The 19,538-nt window shown below is 71.6% G+C and carries 17 protein-coding genes; 16 read left to right on the forward strand and 1 reads right to left on the reverse strand.

What is annotated here, in order from left to right; genetic code table 11:
* Positions 1 to 111: 111 nt before the first annotated feature.
* The 13 genes from ACWGR4_RS45920 (at position 112) to ACWGR4_RS45980 (ending at position 15,042) form a co-directional block, all read left to right on the forward strand.
* A complete protein-coding gene (locus ACWGR4_RS45920) occupies positions 112 to 1,278 on the forward strand; it encodes a Gfo/Idh/MocA family protein (protein ID WP_452131255.1) in 1,167 nt (388 codons plus the stop codon).
* A complete protein-coding gene (locus tag ACWGR4_RS45925; RefSeq protein ID WP_452131254.1) occupies positions 1,275 to 2,219 on the forward strand; it encodes a sugar phosphate isomerase/epimerase family protein in 945 nt (314 codons plus the stop codon). The genes ACWGR4_RS45920 and ACWGR4_RS45925 overlap by 4 nt, the downstream gene beginning before the upstream one ends.
* An 86-nt stretch (positions 2,220 to 2,305) precedes the next feature.
* On the forward strand, positions 2,306 to 3,691 hold the full coding sequence (locus ACWGR4_RS45930) for an ABC transporter substrate-binding protein (protein ID WP_452131253.1): 1,386 nt from the start codon (positions 2,306 to 2,308) through the stop codon (positions 3,689 to 3,691).
* Positions 3,688 to 4,575 (forward strand): carbohydrate ABC transporter permease, encoded by an 888-nt coding sequence (locus ACWGR4_RS45935; protein WP_452131252.1) that lies wholly within the window; start codon positions 3,688 to 3,690, stop codon positions 4,573 to 4,575. The genes ACWGR4_RS45930 and ACWGR4_RS45935 overlap by 4 nt, the downstream gene beginning before the upstream one ends.
* A 3-nt stretch (positions 4,576 to 4,578) precedes the next feature.
* Complete coding sequence (locus tag ACWGR4_RS45940) at positions 4,579 to 5,412, forward strand: carbohydrate ABC transporter permease (RefSeq protein WP_380006508.1); 834 nt, start codon at positions 4,579 to 4,581, stop codon at positions 5,410 to 5,412.
* A 5-nt stretch (positions 5,413 to 5,417) separates the two neighbouring features.
* Positions 5,418 to 6,215: a 6-phosphogluconolactonase gene (locus ACWGR4_RS45945; protein ID WP_452131251.1), complete on the forward strand. Its 798-nt coding sequence runs from the start codon at positions 5,418 to 5,420 to the stop codon at positions 6,213 to 6,215.
* Positions 6,212 to 7,306, forward strand: a complete 1,095-nt coding sequence (gene iolC, locus ACWGR4_RS45950; RefSeq protein WP_452131250.1) for a 5-dehydro-2-deoxygluconokinase — start codon at positions 6,212 to 6,214, stop codon at positions 7,304 to 7,306. The genes ACWGR4_RS45945 and iolC overlap by 4 nt, the downstream gene beginning before the upstream one ends.
* 2 nt (positions 7,307 to 7,308) lie before the next feature.
* Positions 7,309 to 8,193 (forward strand): Cgl0159 family (beta/alpha)8-fold protein, encoded by an 885-nt coding sequence (locus ACWGR4_RS45955; RefSeq protein ID WP_380006873.1) that lies wholly within the window; start codon positions 7,309 to 7,311, stop codon positions 8,191 to 8,193.
* A complete protein-coding gene (gene iolB, locus ACWGR4_RS45960) occupies positions 8,190 to 9,062 on the forward strand; it encodes a 5-deoxy-glucuronate isomerase (RefSeq protein WP_452131249.1) in 873 nt (290 codons plus the stop codon). The genes ACWGR4_RS45955 and iolB overlap by 4 nt, the downstream gene beginning before the upstream one ends.
* Positions 9,059 to 10,957 (forward strand): 3D-(3,5/4)-trihydroxycyclohexane-1,2-dione acylhydrolase (decyclizing), encoded by a 1,899-nt coding sequence (iolD, locus tag ACWGR4_RS45965; RefSeq protein WP_452131248.1) that lies wholly within the window; start codon positions 9,059 to 9,061, stop codon positions 10,955 to 10,957. The genes iolB and iolD overlap by 4 nt, the downstream gene beginning before the upstream one ends.
* A 492-nt stretch (positions 10,958 to 11,449) precedes the next feature.
* On the forward strand, positions 11,450 to 11,866 hold the full coding sequence (locus ACWGR4_RS45970; protein ID WP_452131247.1) for a ribosome-inactivating family protein: 417 nt from the start codon (positions 11,450 to 11,452) through the stop codon (positions 11,864 to 11,866).
* A gap of 65 nt (positions 11,867 to 11,931) precedes the next feature.
* Positions 11,932 to 14,181 carry a hypothetical protein gene (locus ACWGR4_RS45975; RefSeq protein WP_452131246.1) on the forward strand — a complete coding sequence of 750 codons (2,250 nt, stop codon included), beginning with the start codon at positions 11,932 to 11,934 and terminating at the stop codon, positions 14,179 to 14,181.
* Positions 14,182 to 14,397: 216 nt separating this feature from the next.
* Positions 14,398 to 15,042 (forward strand): SMI1/KNR4 family protein, encoded by a 645-nt coding sequence (locus ACWGR4_RS45980; RefSeq protein WP_452134024.1) that lies wholly within the window; start codon positions 14,398 to 14,400, stop codon positions 15,040 to 15,042.
* A gap of 134 nt (positions 15,043 to 15,176) precedes the next feature.
* Here ACWGR4_RS45980 and ACWGR4_RS45985 read toward each other — a convergent pair whose 3' ends face one another.
* Positions 15,177 to 16,436 carry an FAD-dependent monooxygenase gene (locus ACWGR4_RS45985; protein ID WP_452134025.1) on the reverse strand — a complete coding sequence of 420 codons (1,260 nt, stop codon included), beginning with the start codon at positions 16,434 to 16,436 and terminating at the stop codon, positions 15,177 to 15,179.
* An 84-nt stretch (positions 16,437 to 16,520) separates the two neighbouring features.
* On the opposite strand from ACWGR4_RS45985, the gene ACWGR4_RS45990 reads away from it, so the two are divergent.
* The 3 genes from ACWGR4_RS45990 to ACWGR4_RS46000 all read left to right on the forward strand — a co-directional run bounded on the left by ACWGR4_RS45990 (position 16,521) and on the right by ACWGR4_RS46000 (position 19,394).
* Positions 16,521 to 17,156 (forward strand): TetR/AcrR family transcriptional regulator, encoded by a 636-nt coding sequence (locus ACWGR4_RS45990; RefSeq protein WP_380006480.1) that lies wholly within the window; start codon positions 16,521 to 16,523, stop codon positions 17,154 to 17,156.
* A gap of 263 nt (positions 17,157 to 17,419) precedes the next feature.
* Positions 17,420 to 18,166, forward strand: a complete 747-nt coding sequence (locus ACWGR4_RS45995) for a DUF4232 domain-containing protein (RefSeq protein ID WP_452134026.1) — start codon at positions 17,420 to 17,422, stop codon at positions 18,164 to 18,166.
* A gap of 814 nt (positions 18,167 to 18,980) precedes the next feature.
* The gene (locus ACWGR4_RS46000; protein ID WP_380006475.1) at positions 18,981 to 19,394 is read left to right on the forward strand and encodes a VOC family protein; all 414 of its coding nucleotides are present in this window, start codon (positions 18,981 to 18,983) and stop codon (positions 19,392 to 19,394) included.
* The last annotated feature ends 144 nt before the right edge of the window (positions 19,395 to 19,538 follow it).

Below are 19,538 nucleotides of genomic sequence, written 5' to 3' on the forward strand. Positions count from 1 at the left end.
CCCGTCACTCCGACGACCCCCTCCTGTCCGTTACGGACAGCCCGTCCGATATGGATGTTCTGTCCACTGTGGACGGCTTCCGCCACACTCACGACGCGCAAGGAACCCTCAATGCCGGTAAGCGAACCCGTCCGTCTCGCCGTCGTCGGTGCCGGGACGATCACCCAGTCGGTGCACCTGCCCGCGATCCGGCGCCTCGGCGACGTCGTCACCACCGCGGTCGTGTGCGACCTGTCGCCCTCCCGCGCGGCGTCCGTCGCCGCGCAGACCGGCGCCGGCGTGCGGGCCGAAACCGACTACGCCCGGGTCCTGGCCGATCCCGACGTGGACGCCGTACTGCTGGCCACCCCCGGCACCCACGCCCGCGACGCCAGGGCCGCCCTGCTCGCCGGCAAGCACGTGCTCGCCGAGAAGCCGCTGTGCCTGACCGTCGCCGAGGCCGACGAGCTCGGCGCGCTGGCCGCCGAGCGCGGCCTGGTGCTCCAGGTCGGCTACATGAAGATGTACGACCCGATCACCGCGCTCGCCGCCGCCGAGCTGAACACCCTCGACACCCCGCGCACCGTGCGCGTGACCGTGCTGCACCCGGCCGACGAGCCCCAGGTCGCACACCTGCGGATGCCGCCGCCGGCCGACGACGCGGACGGCGCGGTGATCGCCGAGGCGATCCGCTACGAGGCCGACCGCACGCTCGACGCCCTCGGCGAGGTCCCGGCCGAACTCGGCCGCTACTACCGCGAGGTGCTCAACGGCTCGGTGATCCACGAACTCTCGCTGCTGCGCGCGCTCGGCTTCACCCTGCCGACCTCCTTCGACACCGCCGATCTGTGGCCGTGGCCCGTCGAGGGCGAGCCGCCGTGCCTGCTGGCGTCCGCACCGCTGGGTGTCGACGGGGCCGCGCGCCTGGTGCTCAACTGGAACTGGCTGCCCGACCACCCCGAATACGGCGAGGAGGTCGCCGTGCTCGCCCGCGACGGCCGGCTGCGGCTGGACATGGCCGCGCCCTACCTCGTGGACGTGCGCAGCACGTTGCGGGTCGAGCGCGCCCACGACGGGGCCAGCCGCGACTCGCTCGTGCGCTCCGGCTACGACACCGGATTCGTCGTACAACTGGCGGAGTTCGCCGCGTCGATCACGCACGGCGCGCCGGTGCGCTCGACCGCGAGCGGGGCCGCCGAGGACGTGCGCTGCCTCCAGGCGCTGATCGCGGCGATCGCCCGCCGCGCCGACGTGCGCGTCGGCGGCGAGGCCGCCCTCGTGGAAGGGGACGCCCGATGACCACGACCCGACCCTCCGGCCCCGCCCTGCGGATCGGCAACGCCCCCGTCAGCTACGGCGTCTACGGCGAGGCCGCCGGCGGCGCCGGCACCTCGCCCGAGGCCCTGCTCGCCTCGATGGCCGAAGCCGGCTACGCGGGCAGCGAGTTGGGCCCGCCCGGGTTCTTCGGCACCCCGGCCGAGACCGCCGCCCTGTTCACCCGGCACGGCCTGGCCGCCGTCGGGGCCTACATCCCCGTGCACTACGCGCTCGGCGACGACGTGGTGGCGCACGACCTGGCCCGGATGGAACAGACCTGCCGCGAGTTGGCCGCATGCGCCGAGGCCGGCGGCGAGACGCCGCTGGCGATCCTGGCCGACGAGGGCAGCGAGGCCCTGCTGCACAACCCGGCCCGCGCCTGGGAGGACCGCTCGCTCGCGCTCGACGACGCCGGGTGGCGGCGGCTGGCGGAGTTGTCCGCGCGGGCCGTCGCGCTGGCCCGCTCGTACGGGCTGCGCACCTCCTTCCACCCGCACATCAGCACCTTCGTCGAATCGCCCTGGGAGGTGGACCGGCTGCTCGACCTCACCGAGGTGGGCCTGACGCTGGACATCGCCCACATCCAACTCGCGGGCGGCGACCCGGTCGAGTGCCTGGACCGCTGGCACGAGCGGATCAACCACGTGCACCTCAAGGACGTCGACACGAGCGTGCTGGCCCGGGCCAAGGCCGAGCGCCGCACCGACTTCGACACGTGGTGGGCGAACGTGTGCGTGCCCTTCGGCCGCGGCGACGTCGACATCGACCGATTCCTGGTCGCCCTCCTGCGCGGCGGCTACCGCGAGTGGCTGCTGATCGAGCAGGACCGCGCGCCCACCCCCGCCGAGCTGTACCCGACCGTGGCCGCCGAACAGGCCGCCAACCGCGCGTGGCTCGCGGCCAAGGTCGCCGAACTCGTCTGACCCCAACCCCGATCCCGAGGGGCGCCCCGCCAGGCCGCCCCTCGGTCCCTCTTGACCACCCACGGTGGTCGGATCCGGGAGCAACCATGAAATCTCTGCGCTGGACCGCGGTCGCGGGGATCGCCCTGACCGGCATCCTCGCCACCGCGTGTGGCGTCCCCGGCGCGGGCGGCACCACCGTCGCCTCCGACCTCGCCGGCGGTCCCGTGACCCAACGGGTCACCGCCGAGGACGTCAAGGCCATGGGCGACACCAAGCTGCGCGTGCTCGCCGACGCCGGCGAGGAGAACACGCTCAAGGCCCTTGTGCCGCTCTACGAGAAGAAGTACCCGAACGTCAAGGTCGAGGTCGCCACCAAGGGCTTCGACGACCTGATGAAGACCGTCGTCAACTCGATGTCCGGCTCCGACGCGCCCGACCTCGCCCAGGGCAACCAGGGCTACGGCACCGACGGCCCACTGGTGAAGGCCGGACTGATCCGCCCGCTCGACGACGTGATGCGCACCTACGGGTGGGAGAACACCTTCACCGAGGGCGCGCTCAAGCAGTACCGCTGGTCGCCCGACGGCTCGATCTTCGGCTCCGGCAGCCTGTACGGCATCAGCCCCGCCACCGAATACGTCGGCGTGTTCTACAACACCGACAAGCTCGCCAAGCTGGGCATCGCGCCGCCGCAGACCTACGCCGAGTTCACCGCCGCGCTCGACCGGGTCAAGGCCGCCGGCGAGCAGCCGATCATGCTCGGCAACGCCGAGAAGTATCCGGCGAGCCAGGTCATCGGCCTGGTCCAGGGCCAGAACGTGCCCAGCCGCGACGTGCGTTCGTGGATCAGCGGAGTGCCCGGCACCACGGTGGCCGACCCCGGCACCGTGGACGCCGCCCGGACCGTGCAGGACTGGGCGGCGCAGGGCTACTTCGGCCCCGGCTACAACGGCATCAGCTCCGACGACGCGGTCGCCAAGTTCGGCGCCGGCGAGGGCGCGTTCCTCGTCGCCGGCTCCTGGAACGCGCCTTCGCTCCAGGAGAACATGAACGGCAAGGTCGGCTTCACCCTGCCCGCCCGCGCCGACGGCACCCGCGCGACCGTGGGCTCGCTGGGCCTGGGCTGGCACATCGGCGCCAAGACCAAAAAGCTGCCCGCCGCGGTGGCGTTCCTGGACCTGCTGATGAGCGACGAGTTCGCGCAGACCATCGCCGACGTCGGCCGCACCCCGGTCACCGGCGCGGGCAAGGTCAGGGCCGGCAGCGCCGTGGTCGAGCAGGTCAACACGATCGGCCTGAAGCTCCTGGTCGACGACGGCCAGAACTTCTACCTCGACTGGGCCTCGACCACCATGTACGACACCATCGGCGCCAAGACCCAGGACCTGCTGGCCAAACACACCTCGCCGAGCGGTTTCGCCAAGGCGCTCCAGGACGACCGGGAAGCGTTCGCGGCCAAACAGCGCACGGATCGCAAGGCCGCGTCGTGAGCGGCCTGCGCGCCTGGAGCGCGAGACAGTACTGGCCCGCCTTCTTCTACCTGCTGCCGGCCGCCGTCTTCTACACGCTGTTCGTACTGCGCCCGCTGAGCCAGACGGCCTGGGTGTCCCTGTTCGCCTGGGACGGCATCACCGAGGGCCGCTGGGTCGGCGCGGACAACTACACCGCGCTCCTGGACGACGGCCGGATCCCCTCCGCGATCGCGCACTCCCTCGTCTTCGTCGTCTTCTACGCGGTCTTCCCCGTCGCGCTCGGGCTGTTCCTGGCCGCGCTGATGTCGCGGATCAGGGTGCGCGGGCTGAGCTTCTTCCGCGCGGTGTTGTTCCTGCCGCAGATCCTGGCGACCGTGGTGGTCGCGGTGTCGTGGCGGTGGATCTACGACATCGACGGCCCGCTGAACGCCGGGTTGCGCGCGGTCGGCCTGGGCTCGCTCGCGCGGGCCTGGCTCGGCGACTACGACACCGCGCTGCCCGCGGTCGGCATCGTCGGCACGTGGGTGATGTACGGCCTGTGCATGGTGCTCTTCCTCGCCGGCGTGCAGAAGATCCCCACCGAACTGTACGAATCGGCCCGGCTCGACGGCTGCGGCCCCATCCGGGAGTTCTTCACCGTCACCCTGCCCGCACTGCGCGGCGAGATCGCCATCGCGCTCGTACTCACCATTACCTACGCGCTGCGCAACTTCGACCTCGTGTGGAACACCACCGCGGGTGGCCCGGGCACCTCCACCACCGTGCCCAGCGTGTTCGTCTACCAGGGCGCGTTCCTCACCCACGAGGTGGGCAGCGCCGCCGCGATCAGCGTCTGCCTGACCGCCGTGGTGCTCGCCGTCACCGGCGTGATCATGCGCCTCGTGCGCGGCAAGGAGGGCTGACCGATGCCGAGCAACAGTCGCCGACAGACCGTCATCGGGCACACGATCCTCGCGGTCGCCGCCCTCGTCGCGCTCTACCCGTTCCTGTCCGTGCTGCTGCTCGCGTTCGGCGAACCCGGCACGCGCACCAGCGGAATCTCCATACCCGACTCGGTCAGCTTCGACAACTTCACCGAGGCGTGGCGGCGCGGTCTGTTCTCGGACGCGCTCACCTCCAGCCTGATCGTCGCCGCCGCCGTGGTGATCGGCACGATCGTGCTCGCGGTACTGGCGAGTTACGCCCTCGCGTTCTTCCCGTTCCCGCTCAAGGGCCCGATGCTCGGGCTGCTGCTGATCGGGCTCGTGATGCCGTACGAGGCGACCGTCATCCCGCTTTACTACCAGCTCAAGGACTGGGAACTGGTCAACACCTACTGGGCGTTGATCCTGCCGCAGATCGGACTGTCGCTGCCCTTCGCGGTGTTTTGGATGCGGACCTTCTTCGTCTCCACGCCGCCCGCGCTGCGCGAGGCCGCCTCGGTCGACGGCGCGTCCCGCCTGCGCACCCTGCGCTCGGTGCTGCTGCCGATGGCGATGCCCGCGATCGGCACCCTGGCCACCCTGCTCTTCCTGTTCGCCTGGAACGAGTTCCTGCTCGCCCTGGTCCTGGTCCCCGACGACCGCTCGGTGCAGACCGCACCGCTCGCCCTGTCGTTCTTCGCCGGCAACCGCCGCAACAGCGACCCGGGCGTGACCGCCGCCGCGGCCGTCCTGGTCGCCCTTCCCGTGCTCATCAGCTATATCGCCCTCCAGCGCCGCATGATCAGCGGAATGCTCGCGGGCGCCGTCAAGGAGTGACACCCATGCCAGCCCCCCTTCCCCTCCGGGTCTTCGACGCACCCGCGGACCTCGGCGACGCGCTCGCCCGCGAGATCGCCGACGGCATCGTCGCCGCCGCCGCGGCCGGTGTGCGCTACGTCCTGGGCTGCCCGGGTGGCCGCAGCCCCAAGCCGGTCTACGACGCGCTGGCCGAACAGGTCGCCGCCCGCGGCCTGGACCTGCGGCACGTGGTGATCGCGATGATGGACGAATACGTGGTGGCCGGCCCCGACGGCTACACCGACATCGACCACGGCGCGCACAACAGCTGCCATCGCTTCGCCGCCGAGGAGATCGTCGCCCCGCTGAACGCCGCCGCCGGCCCCGGGCGCGGCATCCCCGCCGACGCCGTCTGGTTCCCCGACCCCGCCGACCCCGAGGCGTACGACACCCGCCTCGCCGATGCGGGCGGCATCGACCTGTTCATCCTGGCCTCCGGCGCCACCGACGGACACATCGCCTTCAACCCGCCCGGCGCGCCCCGGGACAGCCGCAGCCGCGTCGTCGAACTGCCCGACAGCACCCGGCGCGACAACCTCGGCACCTTCCCCGACTACGCCTCGCTCGACGAGGTCCCCCGGCACGGCGTCACCGTCGGCGTGCAGACGATCGTCTCCCGCTCGCGACGCGCGGTCATGGTCGTACACGGCGAGCACAAGCGCGAGGCTGTGCGCCGCCTGGGCGCGGCCGGCGATTACGACCCGGCGTGGCCGGCCACCCTGGTCGTCACCTGCGAACGCCCGTCCCTGTACGTGGACCGCGCCGCGGCGGACGCCCGATGAGCGAGGCCCTGGACCTGATCACCCTCGGCCGGGTGAGCGTGGACCTGTACCCCGAACAGATCGGCGTCGGCCTGGCCGACGTGCGCACCTTCGCCAAATACCTCGGCGGCAGCGCGACCAACGTCGCCGTCGCGGGCGCCCGGCACGGGCTGCGCACGAGCGTGGTCACCGGCGTGGGCCAGGACCCGCTGGGCGACTTCGTGCGCCGCGCGCTGCGCGGATTCGGCGTCGCCGACCGCCACGTGGTCACCGTCTCCGGCCGGCAGACGCCCGTCGTGTTGTGCGAGATCTTCCCGCCGGACGACTTCCCGCTCTACTTCTACCGGCCCAACGCCCCCGACCTCGCGCTGACCGTCGAGGACCTGGACACCGAGGCGCTGCGCGCCGCGCGCATCGTGTGGATCACCGGCAGCGGGCTGTCCGCCGAACCCTCGCGCGGCACCACGCTGCGCGCCGTCGCCGACCGGGTCGAGGGCGGCGACACCGTGCTCGACCTGGACTGGCGGCCGATGTTCTGGGCCGACCCGAGCGAGGCGCCCGCCTGGTACGCCCGGGCGTTGGCGCACGCCACCGTGGCGGTGGGCAACCGCGACGAGGTCGAGGTTGCCGTCGGCACCCGCGACCCGGACGAGGCCGCCGATCGGCTGTTGGCTCGCGGTGTGCGGCTGGCCGTGGTCAAGCAGGGGCCGGCCGGCGTGCTGGCGCGCACCGCCACGGAGGAGATCCGGCTGGCGCCCATCCCCGTGGAGGTGGTCAACGGCCTCGGTGCCGGCGATGCGTTCGGCGGCGCGCTCGCGGCCGGCTTGGCCGGCGGGCTGTCGTTGCGCCGCACGCTGGAGATCGCCAACGCCGCCGGTGCCTTTGTGGCCGGGCGGCATGCGTGTGCCGACGCGATGCCGACTCCGGCCGAGATCGACGAGTTGATCGGGTGCTCTTTCGGCGGGGCCGTCACGGGGTCCGCCACCGGTTCCACCCCGGACGCCGGCTCGGGCTTCACCCCGGACGCCGGCTCGGGTACCGCCTCCGGCTCCGTCATCGGCTCCACCCCGAGCGCCACCCCCGTTTCCGCCCCTACCGAAGGACAGCTGTGAGCATCGCCCCCGACATCGCCTCGGTCGTCACCACCCGCCTGACCGACCCCGGCGCCATCCGCCGCGCCGCCCTTGCCCGACCCCGGTTCGAGCGCGCCGGCTTCGCCCGTCCGCTGTTCATCCTCGCCGCCGACCACGCCGCACGCGGCGCGATCGCCGCCGGCGGCGACCCCACCGCGATGGGCGACCGGCACGAACTGCTCGCGCGCTGCGTCGAGGCGCTGGCCCGTCCCGGGGTGGACGGCTTCCTGGGCACCCCGGACATCGTCGAGGACCTGATCCTGCTCGGCGCGCTGGACGGCAAGCTGGTTCTGGGCTCGATGAACCGCGGCGGCATCCCCGGCGCGAGCTTCGAACTCGACGACCGATTCGGCTCCTACGACGCGCGCGGCATCGCCGAGGGCGGCCTGGACGGCGGCAAAATCCTGCTGCGCGTGGACCCGGCCGACGCCGGCACCGCCGAGACGCTGATCGGCACCGCGAACGCGGTCAACGAGCTGGCCGAACGCGAACTCATGGCGCTGATAGAGCCGTTCCTGTCGGTCCGGGAGAACGGCAAGGTCCGCAACATCCTCACCCCCGACGCGCAGATGAAGGTCAACAACATCTCCGCCGCACTGGGGCGCACCTCGGCGTACACGTGGCTCAAGGTGCCCGTCGTCGACGAGATGGAGCGCATGATGGCCTCGACGACCATGCCCACGCTGCTCCTGGGCGGCGAGGGCGGCGGCGACGTCGACGCGATGTACGCCTCCTGGCAGCGCGCGCTGGAGATCCCGCACGTGCGCGGCCTGATCATCGGACGCACCATGCTCTTCCCGCACGACGGTGACGTGGCCGGCGCGGTCGACACCGCCGTGTCCCTGGTGCGTGGGGCCACGCGGTGAGCCCCCTGCACCTGCCCGACGGGAGCACCGCCGAGGGCGGCTTCCGGGTGGCGATCACCCCCGAGTCGGCGGGCTGGGCCTACAGTTCGCTGCGCGTGCTGGAGCCGGCCCCGGGCGAGACCCGCCGGTTCGAGACGGGCGACGCGGAGACGATCGTGCTGCCCCTGGCCGGGTCGTGCGTGGTCACCGTCGACGATGCGACCTACGAACTCGCGGGCCGTGAGCATGTGTTCGCGCGCGTGACCGACTTCGTCTACGCTCCGCGCGACGCGCGGGTGAGCGTGACCTCCGAGCGGGGTGGCCGCTTCGCGCTGCCGGCGGCGCGCTGCGAGCGGCGCCTGGCCCCGGCGTACGTGCCGGCCGCCGACGTCGCCGTGGAGGTGCGCGGCGCGGGCGCCGCCTCGCGGCAGGTCAACAACTTCGCCGCGCCGGACGGCTTCGGCTGCGACCGCCTGGTCGCGGTAGAGGTGCTCACGCCCGGCGGCAACTGGTCCTCGTACCCGCCGCACAAGCACGACGAGGCCCGCCCCGGGGAGGCGGTGTTGGAGGAGATCTACTACTTCGAACTCGGCTCCTCCGGCGGCCCCGGGCGCCCCTTCGGCTACCAGCGGGTCTACGACGGGCAGTCGGTGGACGTGCTCGCGGAGGTGCGCCAGGGCGACGTGGTCCTGGTGCCGCGCGGCTACCACGGCCCGTCGATGGCGCCGCCGGGATACCCGATGTACTACCTGAACGTGCTCGCGGGCCCGCATCCGCAGCGCACGATGGCCTGTTGCGACGACCCCGAACACCACTGGGTCCGGCAGTCCTGGGAGAGCGTGGAACGCGACCCCCGGGTGCCGATGTGCGATGCGGAGGGACCACGATGAACACCGTGCGCACGACGAACACCGTGCGGATGACCACGGGACAGGCGCTGGTGCGCTTCCTCTCCCGCCAGTACAGCGAACGCGACGGGGTCGAACACCGGCTGATCGAGGGCTGCTTCGGGATCTTCGGACACGGCAACGTGGCCGGGATCGGACAGGCGCTCCTGGAGCGGCCCGGCGACCTGACCTACCATCAGGCCCGCAACGAGCAGGCGATGGTGCACGCGGCGGTGGCCTACGCCCGTACCCGGCGCAGGCTGTCGACGCTGGCGTGCACGACATCGGTGGGACCCGGGGCGACCAACATGGTCACCGGCGCGGCGTTGGCCACGATCAACCGGCTGCCGGTACTGCTGCTGCCGGGCGACACCTTCGCCACCCGAGTGGCCTCGCCGGTCCTGCAGGAACTGGAACTGCCTTACGCCGCCGACATCAGCGTCAACGACGCCTTCCGGCCGGTGTCCCGTTTCTTCGACCGCGTCCAGCGTCCGGAGCAGCTCGCGCACGCCGCGATCCAGGCCATGCGGGTGCTCACCGACCAGGCCGAGACGGGCGCGGTCACCCTCGCGCTGCCGCAGGACGTCCAGGCCGAGGCGTGGGACTTCCCCGAGGAGTTGTTCGCCAAGCGGGTGTGGCACGTGCGCCGGCCGGTGCCCGACCCCGACTCGCTGGCCGCCGCCGTCGCGGTGCTGCGGAGCGCGCGCCGGCCGCTGATCGTGGCCGGCGGCGGTGTGGTGCACGCCGACGCGAGTGCCGCGCTCGCCGCCTTCGCCGCGGCCACCGGCATCCCGGTCGCGGTCACCCAGGCGGGCAAGGCCGCGCTGCCGCACGAACACCCGGCCGCCGTCGGCGGGATCGGCCACACGGGCTCCGTCGCGGCGAACGCGCTGGCCCACGACGCCGACGTGGTACTCGGCGTCGGCACCCGGTGGCAGGACTTCACGACCGCGTCGCGGACCCTGTTCGCCGACCCCGACGTGCGCTTCGTCAACCTCAACATTGCCGCGTTCGACGCGGCCAAGCACGCGGGCGTCGCGATGGTCGCGGACGCGCGGGCGGGCCTGGAGGCATTGACGGCGGCGCTGACCGGCTGGAGCGCCCCGGCCGAACACCGCAGCCGCGCCGCCGAGGCGGTGCGCCGCTGGGACGCCGAGGTCGACGCCGCGTTCGCCCGGGCCCACACCCCGCTGCCCGCCCAGAGCGAGATCATCGGCGCGGTCCGCGAGGCGATGGCGCCGCACGACGTGGTGGTCTCCGCGGCCGGCTCCATCCCCGGCGACCTGCACAAACTGTGGCGGCCGACCGATCCGCTGGGCTACCACGTCGAGTACGGGTTCTCCTGCATGGGCTACGAGATCGCCGGCGGCCTGGGCGTGAAGATGGCAGCGCCCGAGCGCGAGGTGTTCGTCCTGGTCGGGGACGGCTCCTACCTGATGATGGCGCAGGAGATCGTCACGGCCGTCGCCGAGGACGTCAAACTCGTCATCGTGCTCGTACAAAACCACGGCTACGCCTCGATCGGGGCACTGTCCGAGGCGGTGGGCGCCGAACGATTCGGCACGCAATACCGCTTCCGAAACCGCCAATCCGGCACGTTCGACGGCGATGTACTGCCGATCGACCTGGCAGCGAACGCAGCCAGCCTCGGCGCAGACGTACTCCGAGCAACCGGACTCGCCGATTTCCGCACCGCCCTGACCACCGCCCGCGCCTCCACGCACACGACGGTCATACACATCGACACCGACCCCTTGATCGGCGCCCCAACCTCACAAGCATGGTGGGACGTCCCCGTAGCCGAGGTAGCCACAACCCCCACAACCACCAAGGCCCGCCGGGACTACGAACAAGCGAAAACCACCCAACGCCCACTACTACGCCCAGCAGCTTCCTGACCCCTCCCACAAGGCAAAGCCCGTCCGCCCGGCGAACCCAACACCCTCACCGGCCGGACGGGCTCGCACCTGGTCCGCATGTCACATCGAGGAGTTGCCCACAGGGCGGGTACCAGGGCTCGTCTCCTGACGGGGGCGCGTGGCGTTCACGAAGTCCGGACCGCGCCCTGCCGCCCCCGTATCGGGTCGTGTGCTCGGCGACCGCGCTTCCCGGCCACCGTCGCGGGGCTGCTCGTGCGGGCCGGGCGAAACGGCCCGTCCGGTCGTCGGTCGCAGGTGAGGGTCGTGTGCGGAGACGGTGGACCCGTGCCGGTCGATGCCGGGGGCGGGTGTGTCGGGCGGGCCGGATCCGGTCTTTTGTTCGTGGCCGTCGGGGATGTGGACTTGGGGGCCGGTTCGTGGCGCCTTGTGGCCCCTCGCGCGCCACCCGTCGTGACATCGATCGTGTGTGATCCCGCCCCGCCCCGCCCCGTTCCGAGACAGGAGATCCGCATGCCGCCGGTGGCCGATCTGAACGTCGACGACCTGACCCCCGAAAACTACGCCACGTTCATCAACGCGATCCGAGACCATGTCGCCGCCCGGGAAGCGGGCACGGTCGACGTGTCCTCGATCACCGGAAGGAGCGGCCAACGGGTCGGCATGTGGTCGATGGGACTCCAGGAGCACACGGAGAGCAGTGCCGCGAGCATGTTCTTCGTCCGCCTCGTCGACGGCGACGGCAGGCACCTGCTCGACTGGTACATGCAGGACACCAACCTTTACGGGTGGGGCTTCACCCGGCCCGGACAAACGACCTTCTACCACCTGGGGATACCGAACGGGAGCACGCCGGCGATGAACGCCGCTTCCCCGCCGGCTGACCACGCCCGACCACACCGTGCGCGACGGTGGGGGTTCTCGGCGTGAGGGGGTGACGCACGGTGCCGGAAACTCGCGTGCGGGTGCGAATGTGGGTCTGCGAGCATGCGCGAATGACCCACAGCGACTTCGAATACCTGGTCGTCCGGCACCGTCACCGTGTTCCCGTCCCCACTGCGGCAAGGGCCGAAGTGGCAACGGCCGAAGCGACGAGGGCCGGAGCAGCGAGGCAAGGTGCCGCGGCGGCACGGCAGTTCGACGCGGCGTTGATGTCGGCCGGGTTCAAGGCGTCGGCCGAGTTGCTGGAGCGCCTGTCCGGATTGGACGAGGCGACGGTGGTCGGGATCGGCGCACGGACGCTGGCGACCGTGCGGGAGATGGTCGGCGACCACGTGGCGCACAACGCGTACTTCGTGGACTTCCCGGCCAACGTGCCCGATACGCTCGATTTCTGGATGGGGTGCATCGCGGACGCGCTCGCCGACACGTCCTCGCGGACCGGCACGCTCGCGCAACCGGTCACGGGTGTGATCGACCTGTTGACCCTGCCCTCGTACGGCAGCTATCGGCACACCTACGAGGAAATGCTGCTCGCGCACGACGAGTTGATCCACGCGGCAGGCGACCGCATGACCGTGCTGCACTCCGGCGGCGACCCGGACGACGAGGTCGTGGCGCTGTACCTCGCGCTGGCCGGCAGCACCACGCCGCTCGGGGAAGAGGCTTTGTTCGACCTGGAGTTGCTGGCCGAGGCATGCGCCGCCGGGCCGCAGCCCGACGTGATCCCGGTACGGGAGAACCGTGCCGTGGTGAACCGCGCGCGGCTGACCTCCGGGATGGGCCCGCTGGTGGACACCGTCACCGACGTACTGCGGCTCGCCTGCGCGCTGTCGGACGGCGATGTGACGCTGGTCGAGTCGACCCGCTTCCGGTCGGTGCCGCGGCCGATGCGCCGGGGACTGCTCGCCGCGCTCGACGCGGTGGTCGCGGCGTCGCCGGCCAAGCTCGCCGACGTGCGCGTGCACCGGGAGGCGTTCAAGCGGCTCGGTGAGCGGCTCCACCCGCACGAATACCCGCAGTGGCCGCACGCCGCCCAGGTGTTCGCGGTGGCCCGCGGCGAGTCGGTGGTCCCGTCGGTGGACAGCCGCGTCGACACGCTCCTCGCTGCGGAGGACGTCGCGGGAGCGGCACTGCTGCTGGCGTCCGCCGCGCCGGGGAAACTGTTCCGCTCGCTGGACCGGCTGCTGCGCGCCGCCCGGACCGAGCAGGTGCGGGACATGGTGATGACCGCGGCCGTCGAGGCCGCACCGCAGGTGTCCGGGCGGGTGCTGCTGTCGGTCCGCGAACATTTCCTCAACCGCCGGGTGGTGGGCCCCGATTCGGCTCCCGGGGATCAACCGCGCGACCAGAGCCGGGTGTTCGTGAACCGACTCGGCGGTGCGTGGGTGACGCCCGAGCGGCGTGCGCCGGTGTCCGCCGCGCATCGCGACCGCGTCGTCGCCGCCGTGGATGCGGAGATACGCGGCCGCCTGCCGGACCCGGGACACCTGGTCCTCGGTCCGGACGTGCTCGACGTCGCGCTGCCGCTGAGCGGCAAGGCGTCCGCGGCCGGTCTCGGCGTGCTCCCGCGCGGCTCGGTCTCGCGGATCCGCGGGGACCTGCTGCGATTCTTCGTGTACTGGAAGCAGACCCGGCATACGACGGACTTCGACCTGTCGGCGCTGATGCTGGACGTCGACTACCGGACGGTGTCGTGGCTTTCGTACACCGCACTGTCCTCGGTCGACGGCGAGCACTCCGGCGACATCGTCGATGCGCCCGAGGGGGCTTCGGAGTTCATCAACCTGCGGTTGGGCACCGTCCGCGGGGGCTTCATCGTGCCGCAGGTCAACATCTACGCGGGCGAGGGGTTCGAGGAGGTCGCCGAGTCGTTCTTCGGGTTCATGCTGCGTGAGGACGAGCAGCGGGGGCAGCCGTTCGAGCCGCGGACGGTGCGCATGAAGTCGGAACTGCGCGGGCAGGGGCGGGTCGCGCTGCCGCTGGTATTCCTGCGCGGCAAGGATGGGAAGTGGCGTGCCAAGTGGTTGCATCTGTACCTGCGCGGCAAGCCGGCCGCGAACCGGGTCGAGGACAACCGGGTGACGGTCGCGACGCTGGTCCGCGGCATCGTCGAGCGCGACCAGTCGACGGTGCGGTACCTGACCGATCTGCTGGCGGAGCGCGCCGAGGCGGTCACCCGATGGGACGGAGGGCCGCTGCCGCAGGGTCCGGTCACGTTCATCGGCCTGGAGCGGCCCGAGGGCCTGCACCCGGAGTCGCGGGTGGTCACCACGGAAAATCTGCGCGACCTGATCCCCGCGTGACTGGTAGCGTCGGCGGCGGCGAGGCCATGAGGGGGCTTCCTTCTCAACCCACTTGGGTATTGTTTAGTCCTCTCGCTTTCCTCTCCATCGCAGCGCCGCAACACCGTAACTCCGCGACGCCGGAGCGCCCTTGGGCGCCCGGCGTCGCCGGTTCCCACGGTGCGGCACCGCCGGCGGGGGCAGGCAGCGCCCGAGGACTTCAGGAGTCGGACCACCATGGCCAAACCTCTCGACACCCTCCTGGACCTGCGCCGGGCCGCCACGGCGGGTCTGCTCGAACTCGACGGCTCCGGCCCCGCTTCGCGCGAGGCGGTGCGGGCGCGGGAGACCCTCCTGGCGCCGCACTTCGGTACCGTCGCCTGGTCGGCGCCGCCGAGCTACCGTGCGCTGCTGGCGGAGCACAATCGGCTGCGCTGCCTTCGCGAAGAGGATGATCGCGAGCGTGAGTTCGTTCTCGTGGACGAGGACGAGCTCATCGAATTGAACGCCGATCTGGTGCACATGCCCGAGGGGGTCGGTCGCGAGCCGGGACGGCACCTGTCGACCAATCACCTGGTCGGGTTCGCCGAAGCCGGTTACGAGGCGGTGTGGTGTTTCGACGTCGCGCAACCCGTCGCAGACGGCGAGTACCCGGTCTACTACCACCATCAAGACGAGCCGCGGGCACGCTGCCTCGCCGACGGCACATGGGACGAACAGACTGACGCCGTACCCGACTTCCCTTCATTTACGGCCTGGTTCGAGGCGATGGCCGCAGCCTTCGCCTCGGCGCGACCCCCGGCCTGGTTCGACGAGTTGGGCACCCCGACCCTGGTCTGGCTCGCCCGCGACGGAATCTTCCGGACCGGCGCCCGGCACTGACAGGGTTCTCCATCGCCCCGGTCACCGAGTCGGCGAACAGCCGGGCGTGCACGACCGAAGTCCTCGCGGACGCACGTGCCTTGATGTTCGGTCACGCCTCCCCCGCCGGCGACGAGGCCCACGCCCGTCTGTGGCTACGCCGTCGTGCCGGTGTCGGATAGTGGGATTCTCGGGGGTGTCCAGTCGGCGAATTTGAGGATTGCCTTCATTGCCACTGCCGGTGGGGTCAGGCGCATCGCGGTGTTGCGCATGGCCACCGCCAGGCGGCCTTCCGCCTTTTGGATGCGGCCCATGCGGTGTGAGGCCTTGGTTACGGCCGCGACTCTGGGGCGGCGGGTCTTGTCGTATGTGGCCAGCGCGGTGGCCTGGTTTTGGTGGGTGTGCAGGCACGCGGCCAGGACGACCGCGTCCTCGATGGCCATGCACGCGCCTTGGCCCAGGTGTGGGGGCATCGCGTGGGCGGCGTCGCCGAGCAGGGCGACGCGGCCCGCCACGTACGTGTCCAGGGGGGTGCCCAGGATGTGGATGTCGTGGTGGAGGACGGCTTCCGGGGCGGTGGCCTTCAGCAGGGCCGGAATCGGGTCGTGCAGGCCGTCGAGGCGTCGCCACACCTCGGCCCACTCGTTGTCGTGGCGCACTCCGGCCTTCGCCTTGGTGACCATGTGCCAGCACACCCGGCCGTCGCGGATGGGCATGACGCCGATCTCGGCGCCGTCGTGCAGGGTCTGCGCGATGTCGGGCGTGGGCACGAACGCCTCGGTCGTTACTCCGCGCCAGACGGTCGAGCCGCTGTAGACGGGGACCGGGGCGTCCGGCCACAGTCGGGCGCGGACGCGGCTGTTGACGCCGTCGGCGACGACGGCCAGATCGGCCCCGATGGTCGCCGTCCCGCCCGGGCCGGTGTAGTGGACGAGAGCCCGGTTCGGGTCCTGCGTGATGTCGGTGACCTCGGCCCCGGTGACAACGCCGCAGTCCGCGGGGAGGGCCTCTCGCAGGATGTCGTGGAGTTCGGCCCGGTGCAGTGAATAGATCCCGGTACCGAGCTTGGCCTCCAGTGCCGTGCCGTCGACCTGGGACAACCACCGGCCGTCGCCGTCGCGCACTCCGGTGGACAGTTGTGGTCGGCCGCCGGCCTTGACCGCGGGGCCGAGGCCCAGGCTCTCCAGCGCGCGCATCGCGTTGCTCATCAGGGCGATCCCCGCCCCGACCTCGCCGCCGACCGCCTTGCGTTCGAGGACGGTCACCCGCCAACCGATCCGACGTAGCCCTACGGCGACCGCCAGGCCGCCGATGCCACCGCCGACGACCACCGCCGACCGGGCGGTCGGGTGGTTGTTCGCGTGTGTGTGCGCGTGGCTGTTCGCGTCCGTGTTCGTTGCGTTCTTTTCCGGCATTGTTCACGCCCCCTCGCTTCTACTTCTGTAGAAGACCGTATACTACGGATGTAGAAAGCGACATGGGGGCCGGAAGGAGCAGGCGTGCGTGCGGTACCCGATCGTCGGACGGTTCTCGCGGACACGGCGATCGAACTGCTGGCCTCCGGCGGCATGCGAGCCCTCACCCATCGCGGCGTCGATGCCCGGGCCGAACTGCCCGTCGGCACCACCTCGGCGTACTTCCGGACCCGGAAAGCGCTGATCACCAAAGCGGTCCAGCGCCTCGTCGAGTTGGATGCCGAGGACCTGCGGCAGGTCGCACTGGCCGCCGACGGACCACTGCTCGCCCCGCCGCGAGCCGGACTGCTCGGCCCCGAGCACCTGGACCGACTCGCGGACGCCACCGCGGCCTTCGTCGACCACATGCTCGGGCCCGGACGCGTACGTACCCTCGCGCGCTACCACTGCATCCTGGAGACCGTCCACGAACCGGAGTTGCGGGAGATCCTTCGGCACGGGGACGCGGCCAGGGCGCAGATGTGCGCGCTGCTGGCGGCCGCCGGCATACCCCGGGCCCGGGCCGAGGAGCGGGCCCGTCGGCATCTGGCCTGCGTGGATGGGCTGATCTTCGATCGGCTGACGGCCCCGCCCGGCACCGTCCCGGCACCCGGGACACCGGAGAGCAGGGACGATCTGCGGGAGGCCGTTCGGGGGCTCCTGGCAATTGCCGTGTCGTAAGCGCGGGCACTGCCGCGTGGTTCTTCCGCGCGACCCGCACCGCCGACGACTTGAGCCACCCGGGCGCGGAGACGGTGCTCCGCGATCGGCGCCGTCCTCGCTCTTGTTGCGTTCTGTGACCATGTCACCGGTTGGTGACAGCGCTGTCGTGGAACGCCGACGTCGGTTCCCAGGGGGGTCGCCGCCCCGGCATGGTGATCACGCAAGCACCGGGAAGCCATGCGCCATCGAGGCTTCAACTACGCGATACCAAGGGGTTTTTCATGTCCGCCACCCGCCGCCGGACCGTCCTCGCCGCCGCGACCCTCGTCGCCGGTGTCCTGTCGATGACCGCCTGCCAGGACTCGGACTCCGGCGCCGCGAAAGGCACTTCGTCCAACACTCCGGGCGGTCAGGCGCCCGCCGCGCCCAACACGGCGAACCCGGGCGGTAGTCAGGGCACCAACAGCCAGGGCGGTCAAGGCAGTCAGGGCGGAACCCAGAGCAGCGGCACCCAGGGCGGAGCGAATACCTCCGGCGGCCAGAGCAGCGGCGGCGGCCAGGGCACGAGCGCCGGCTCCGGAACCACCTCGGGCGGCGGCGGGAACGGCAAGACCGCCAAGTGCCGGACCGACAACCTGAAGGCCACCGCGATCGACGGCACCATCGGCGGCGACTCCGACGGCACTGTCGCGGTCACATTCAAGAACAACGGCCCGGACTGTTCGATGTCCGGCTACGCGGGCGTCAACCTGAAGACCGACGCGGGCGAGATATCCGCGCAGCGCACCGGCGCGCAGCCCGTCTCGTTCGTTCTCGAGAGCGGCAAGTCGGTGTCCTTCGGCATCAACTACCCGCTGGAGACGATGGGCGAGGCCTCCGGCCTGCGCATCACCGGCCTGGTGGTGACCCCGCCGGACGAGACGAAGTCCGTGACCCTGAACTGGCCCGGCGTCGGCAGGCTCCCCGTCAAGAGTGGTGGCGCCCCGATCAAGGTCGGCCCGATCGGCAGCGCCGGCCAGGGCGGCTGACACTCGCCGTCGGCGGCTCGATACGGCGGTCGGCCCGCCCGGGGGCCGGAAGCGCAGCGGCCGGCGAGCGGACACGGACGCATCCGCAACCGTCACCGGACATCGGGGACGGGGCCCACGCCGCGTTGCCCACGAACGGCCAGGGGGCCGCGACCACCCTGGACGACGGCGTGTGCGTGGGGCGCATCGTCGGCGGCCCCGTCGCCGGTCCCGCGGAACTCGCTTCGGGCATGGCGGCGTTCGATGCCGCCAGCCGGTCCCGGTGTCACCCGATCGCCCGGCAGGCAGAGCTCATCGCCCGCTTCGGTGCCGACCTCGGTGGCGGGTGGCGGGTGGCGGGTGGCGCCAAACCGGTACGCAACTCCCTGCTCCGACTCGTCCCGGCCGCCGTGCTCACCCGATCCCGGGCCCCGTCCGAGCGAGCGACGAAACCCGCGGGCTGATCGCACCCTTCGGCGGCCGGTTCCCCTCGTCCGAATAAGGCTGGGCCCTCACGCCAGGGGAGCGCGAGACGAGACCGACGGACATTGGCATGATCGGATCTTGGACCAGAGATCACCGACTGCCGATGGTGGTCGGGACGCTGCGGCACCACGCCACCCACGCGGTCGGGTACCAGGTCGAAGCAGCTGCCCGGCCCGGGACACCTGGGACCTGGCTTCTCGTCGGCGCGGCGTCGCGACACCGAGCAGGATTCGAGAAGCCCCGGCCGCCGCGCGGCCCCTAGCGTGATGGTCATGGCAACCGCAGGGCATCCGGGCCGGGATCCGGACGCCCGGCGGGTACGACACATCCACAATGCAAGGGGCAAGGCATGAAGGCGCACGTCAGCTCGATCCTCCTCGGTGTCCGTGACATGGACCGGGCCAAGGAGTTCTACACCGAGGGGCTCGGCTGGAAGATCGAGAACGACTTCGGCATCTCGGTGTTCTTCGCATCCGACGGCGCCTCGCCGGTCGGCTTCTACGCCCGCGAGGGTCTGGCCGGCCAGGTGGGCACCGACCCCGAAGGCAGCGGCTTCAGCGGCCTGGTCCTGACCTACGTCGTCCGCAGCGAGGCACGAGTCGACGAGATCATGGCCGAGGCCCGCAAGGCCGGCGCCACGATCCTCAACCCTGCCGGCGCCCTGCCCTGGGGCGGCTACGGCGGCACCTTCGCCGACCCGGAGGGCTACATCTGGAGCCTCGGCTACAGCGCCCAGGGAACCGACCAGCCCTACGCCGAGTAGCCGCGATCCCTCACCTCACCTCAGAGCCGTCCGGAACGGCGCGGCGCGGCCCCCCCCCCCGCCGGGCGCGCCGGGGCCGGGGGGCGCCACGCCGCAATCCCGCCCCACAAAACCACAAAGAAAAAAAAAAATAAGATATAGTTG

The organism is Embleya sp. NPDC055664, assembly GCF_053618075.1.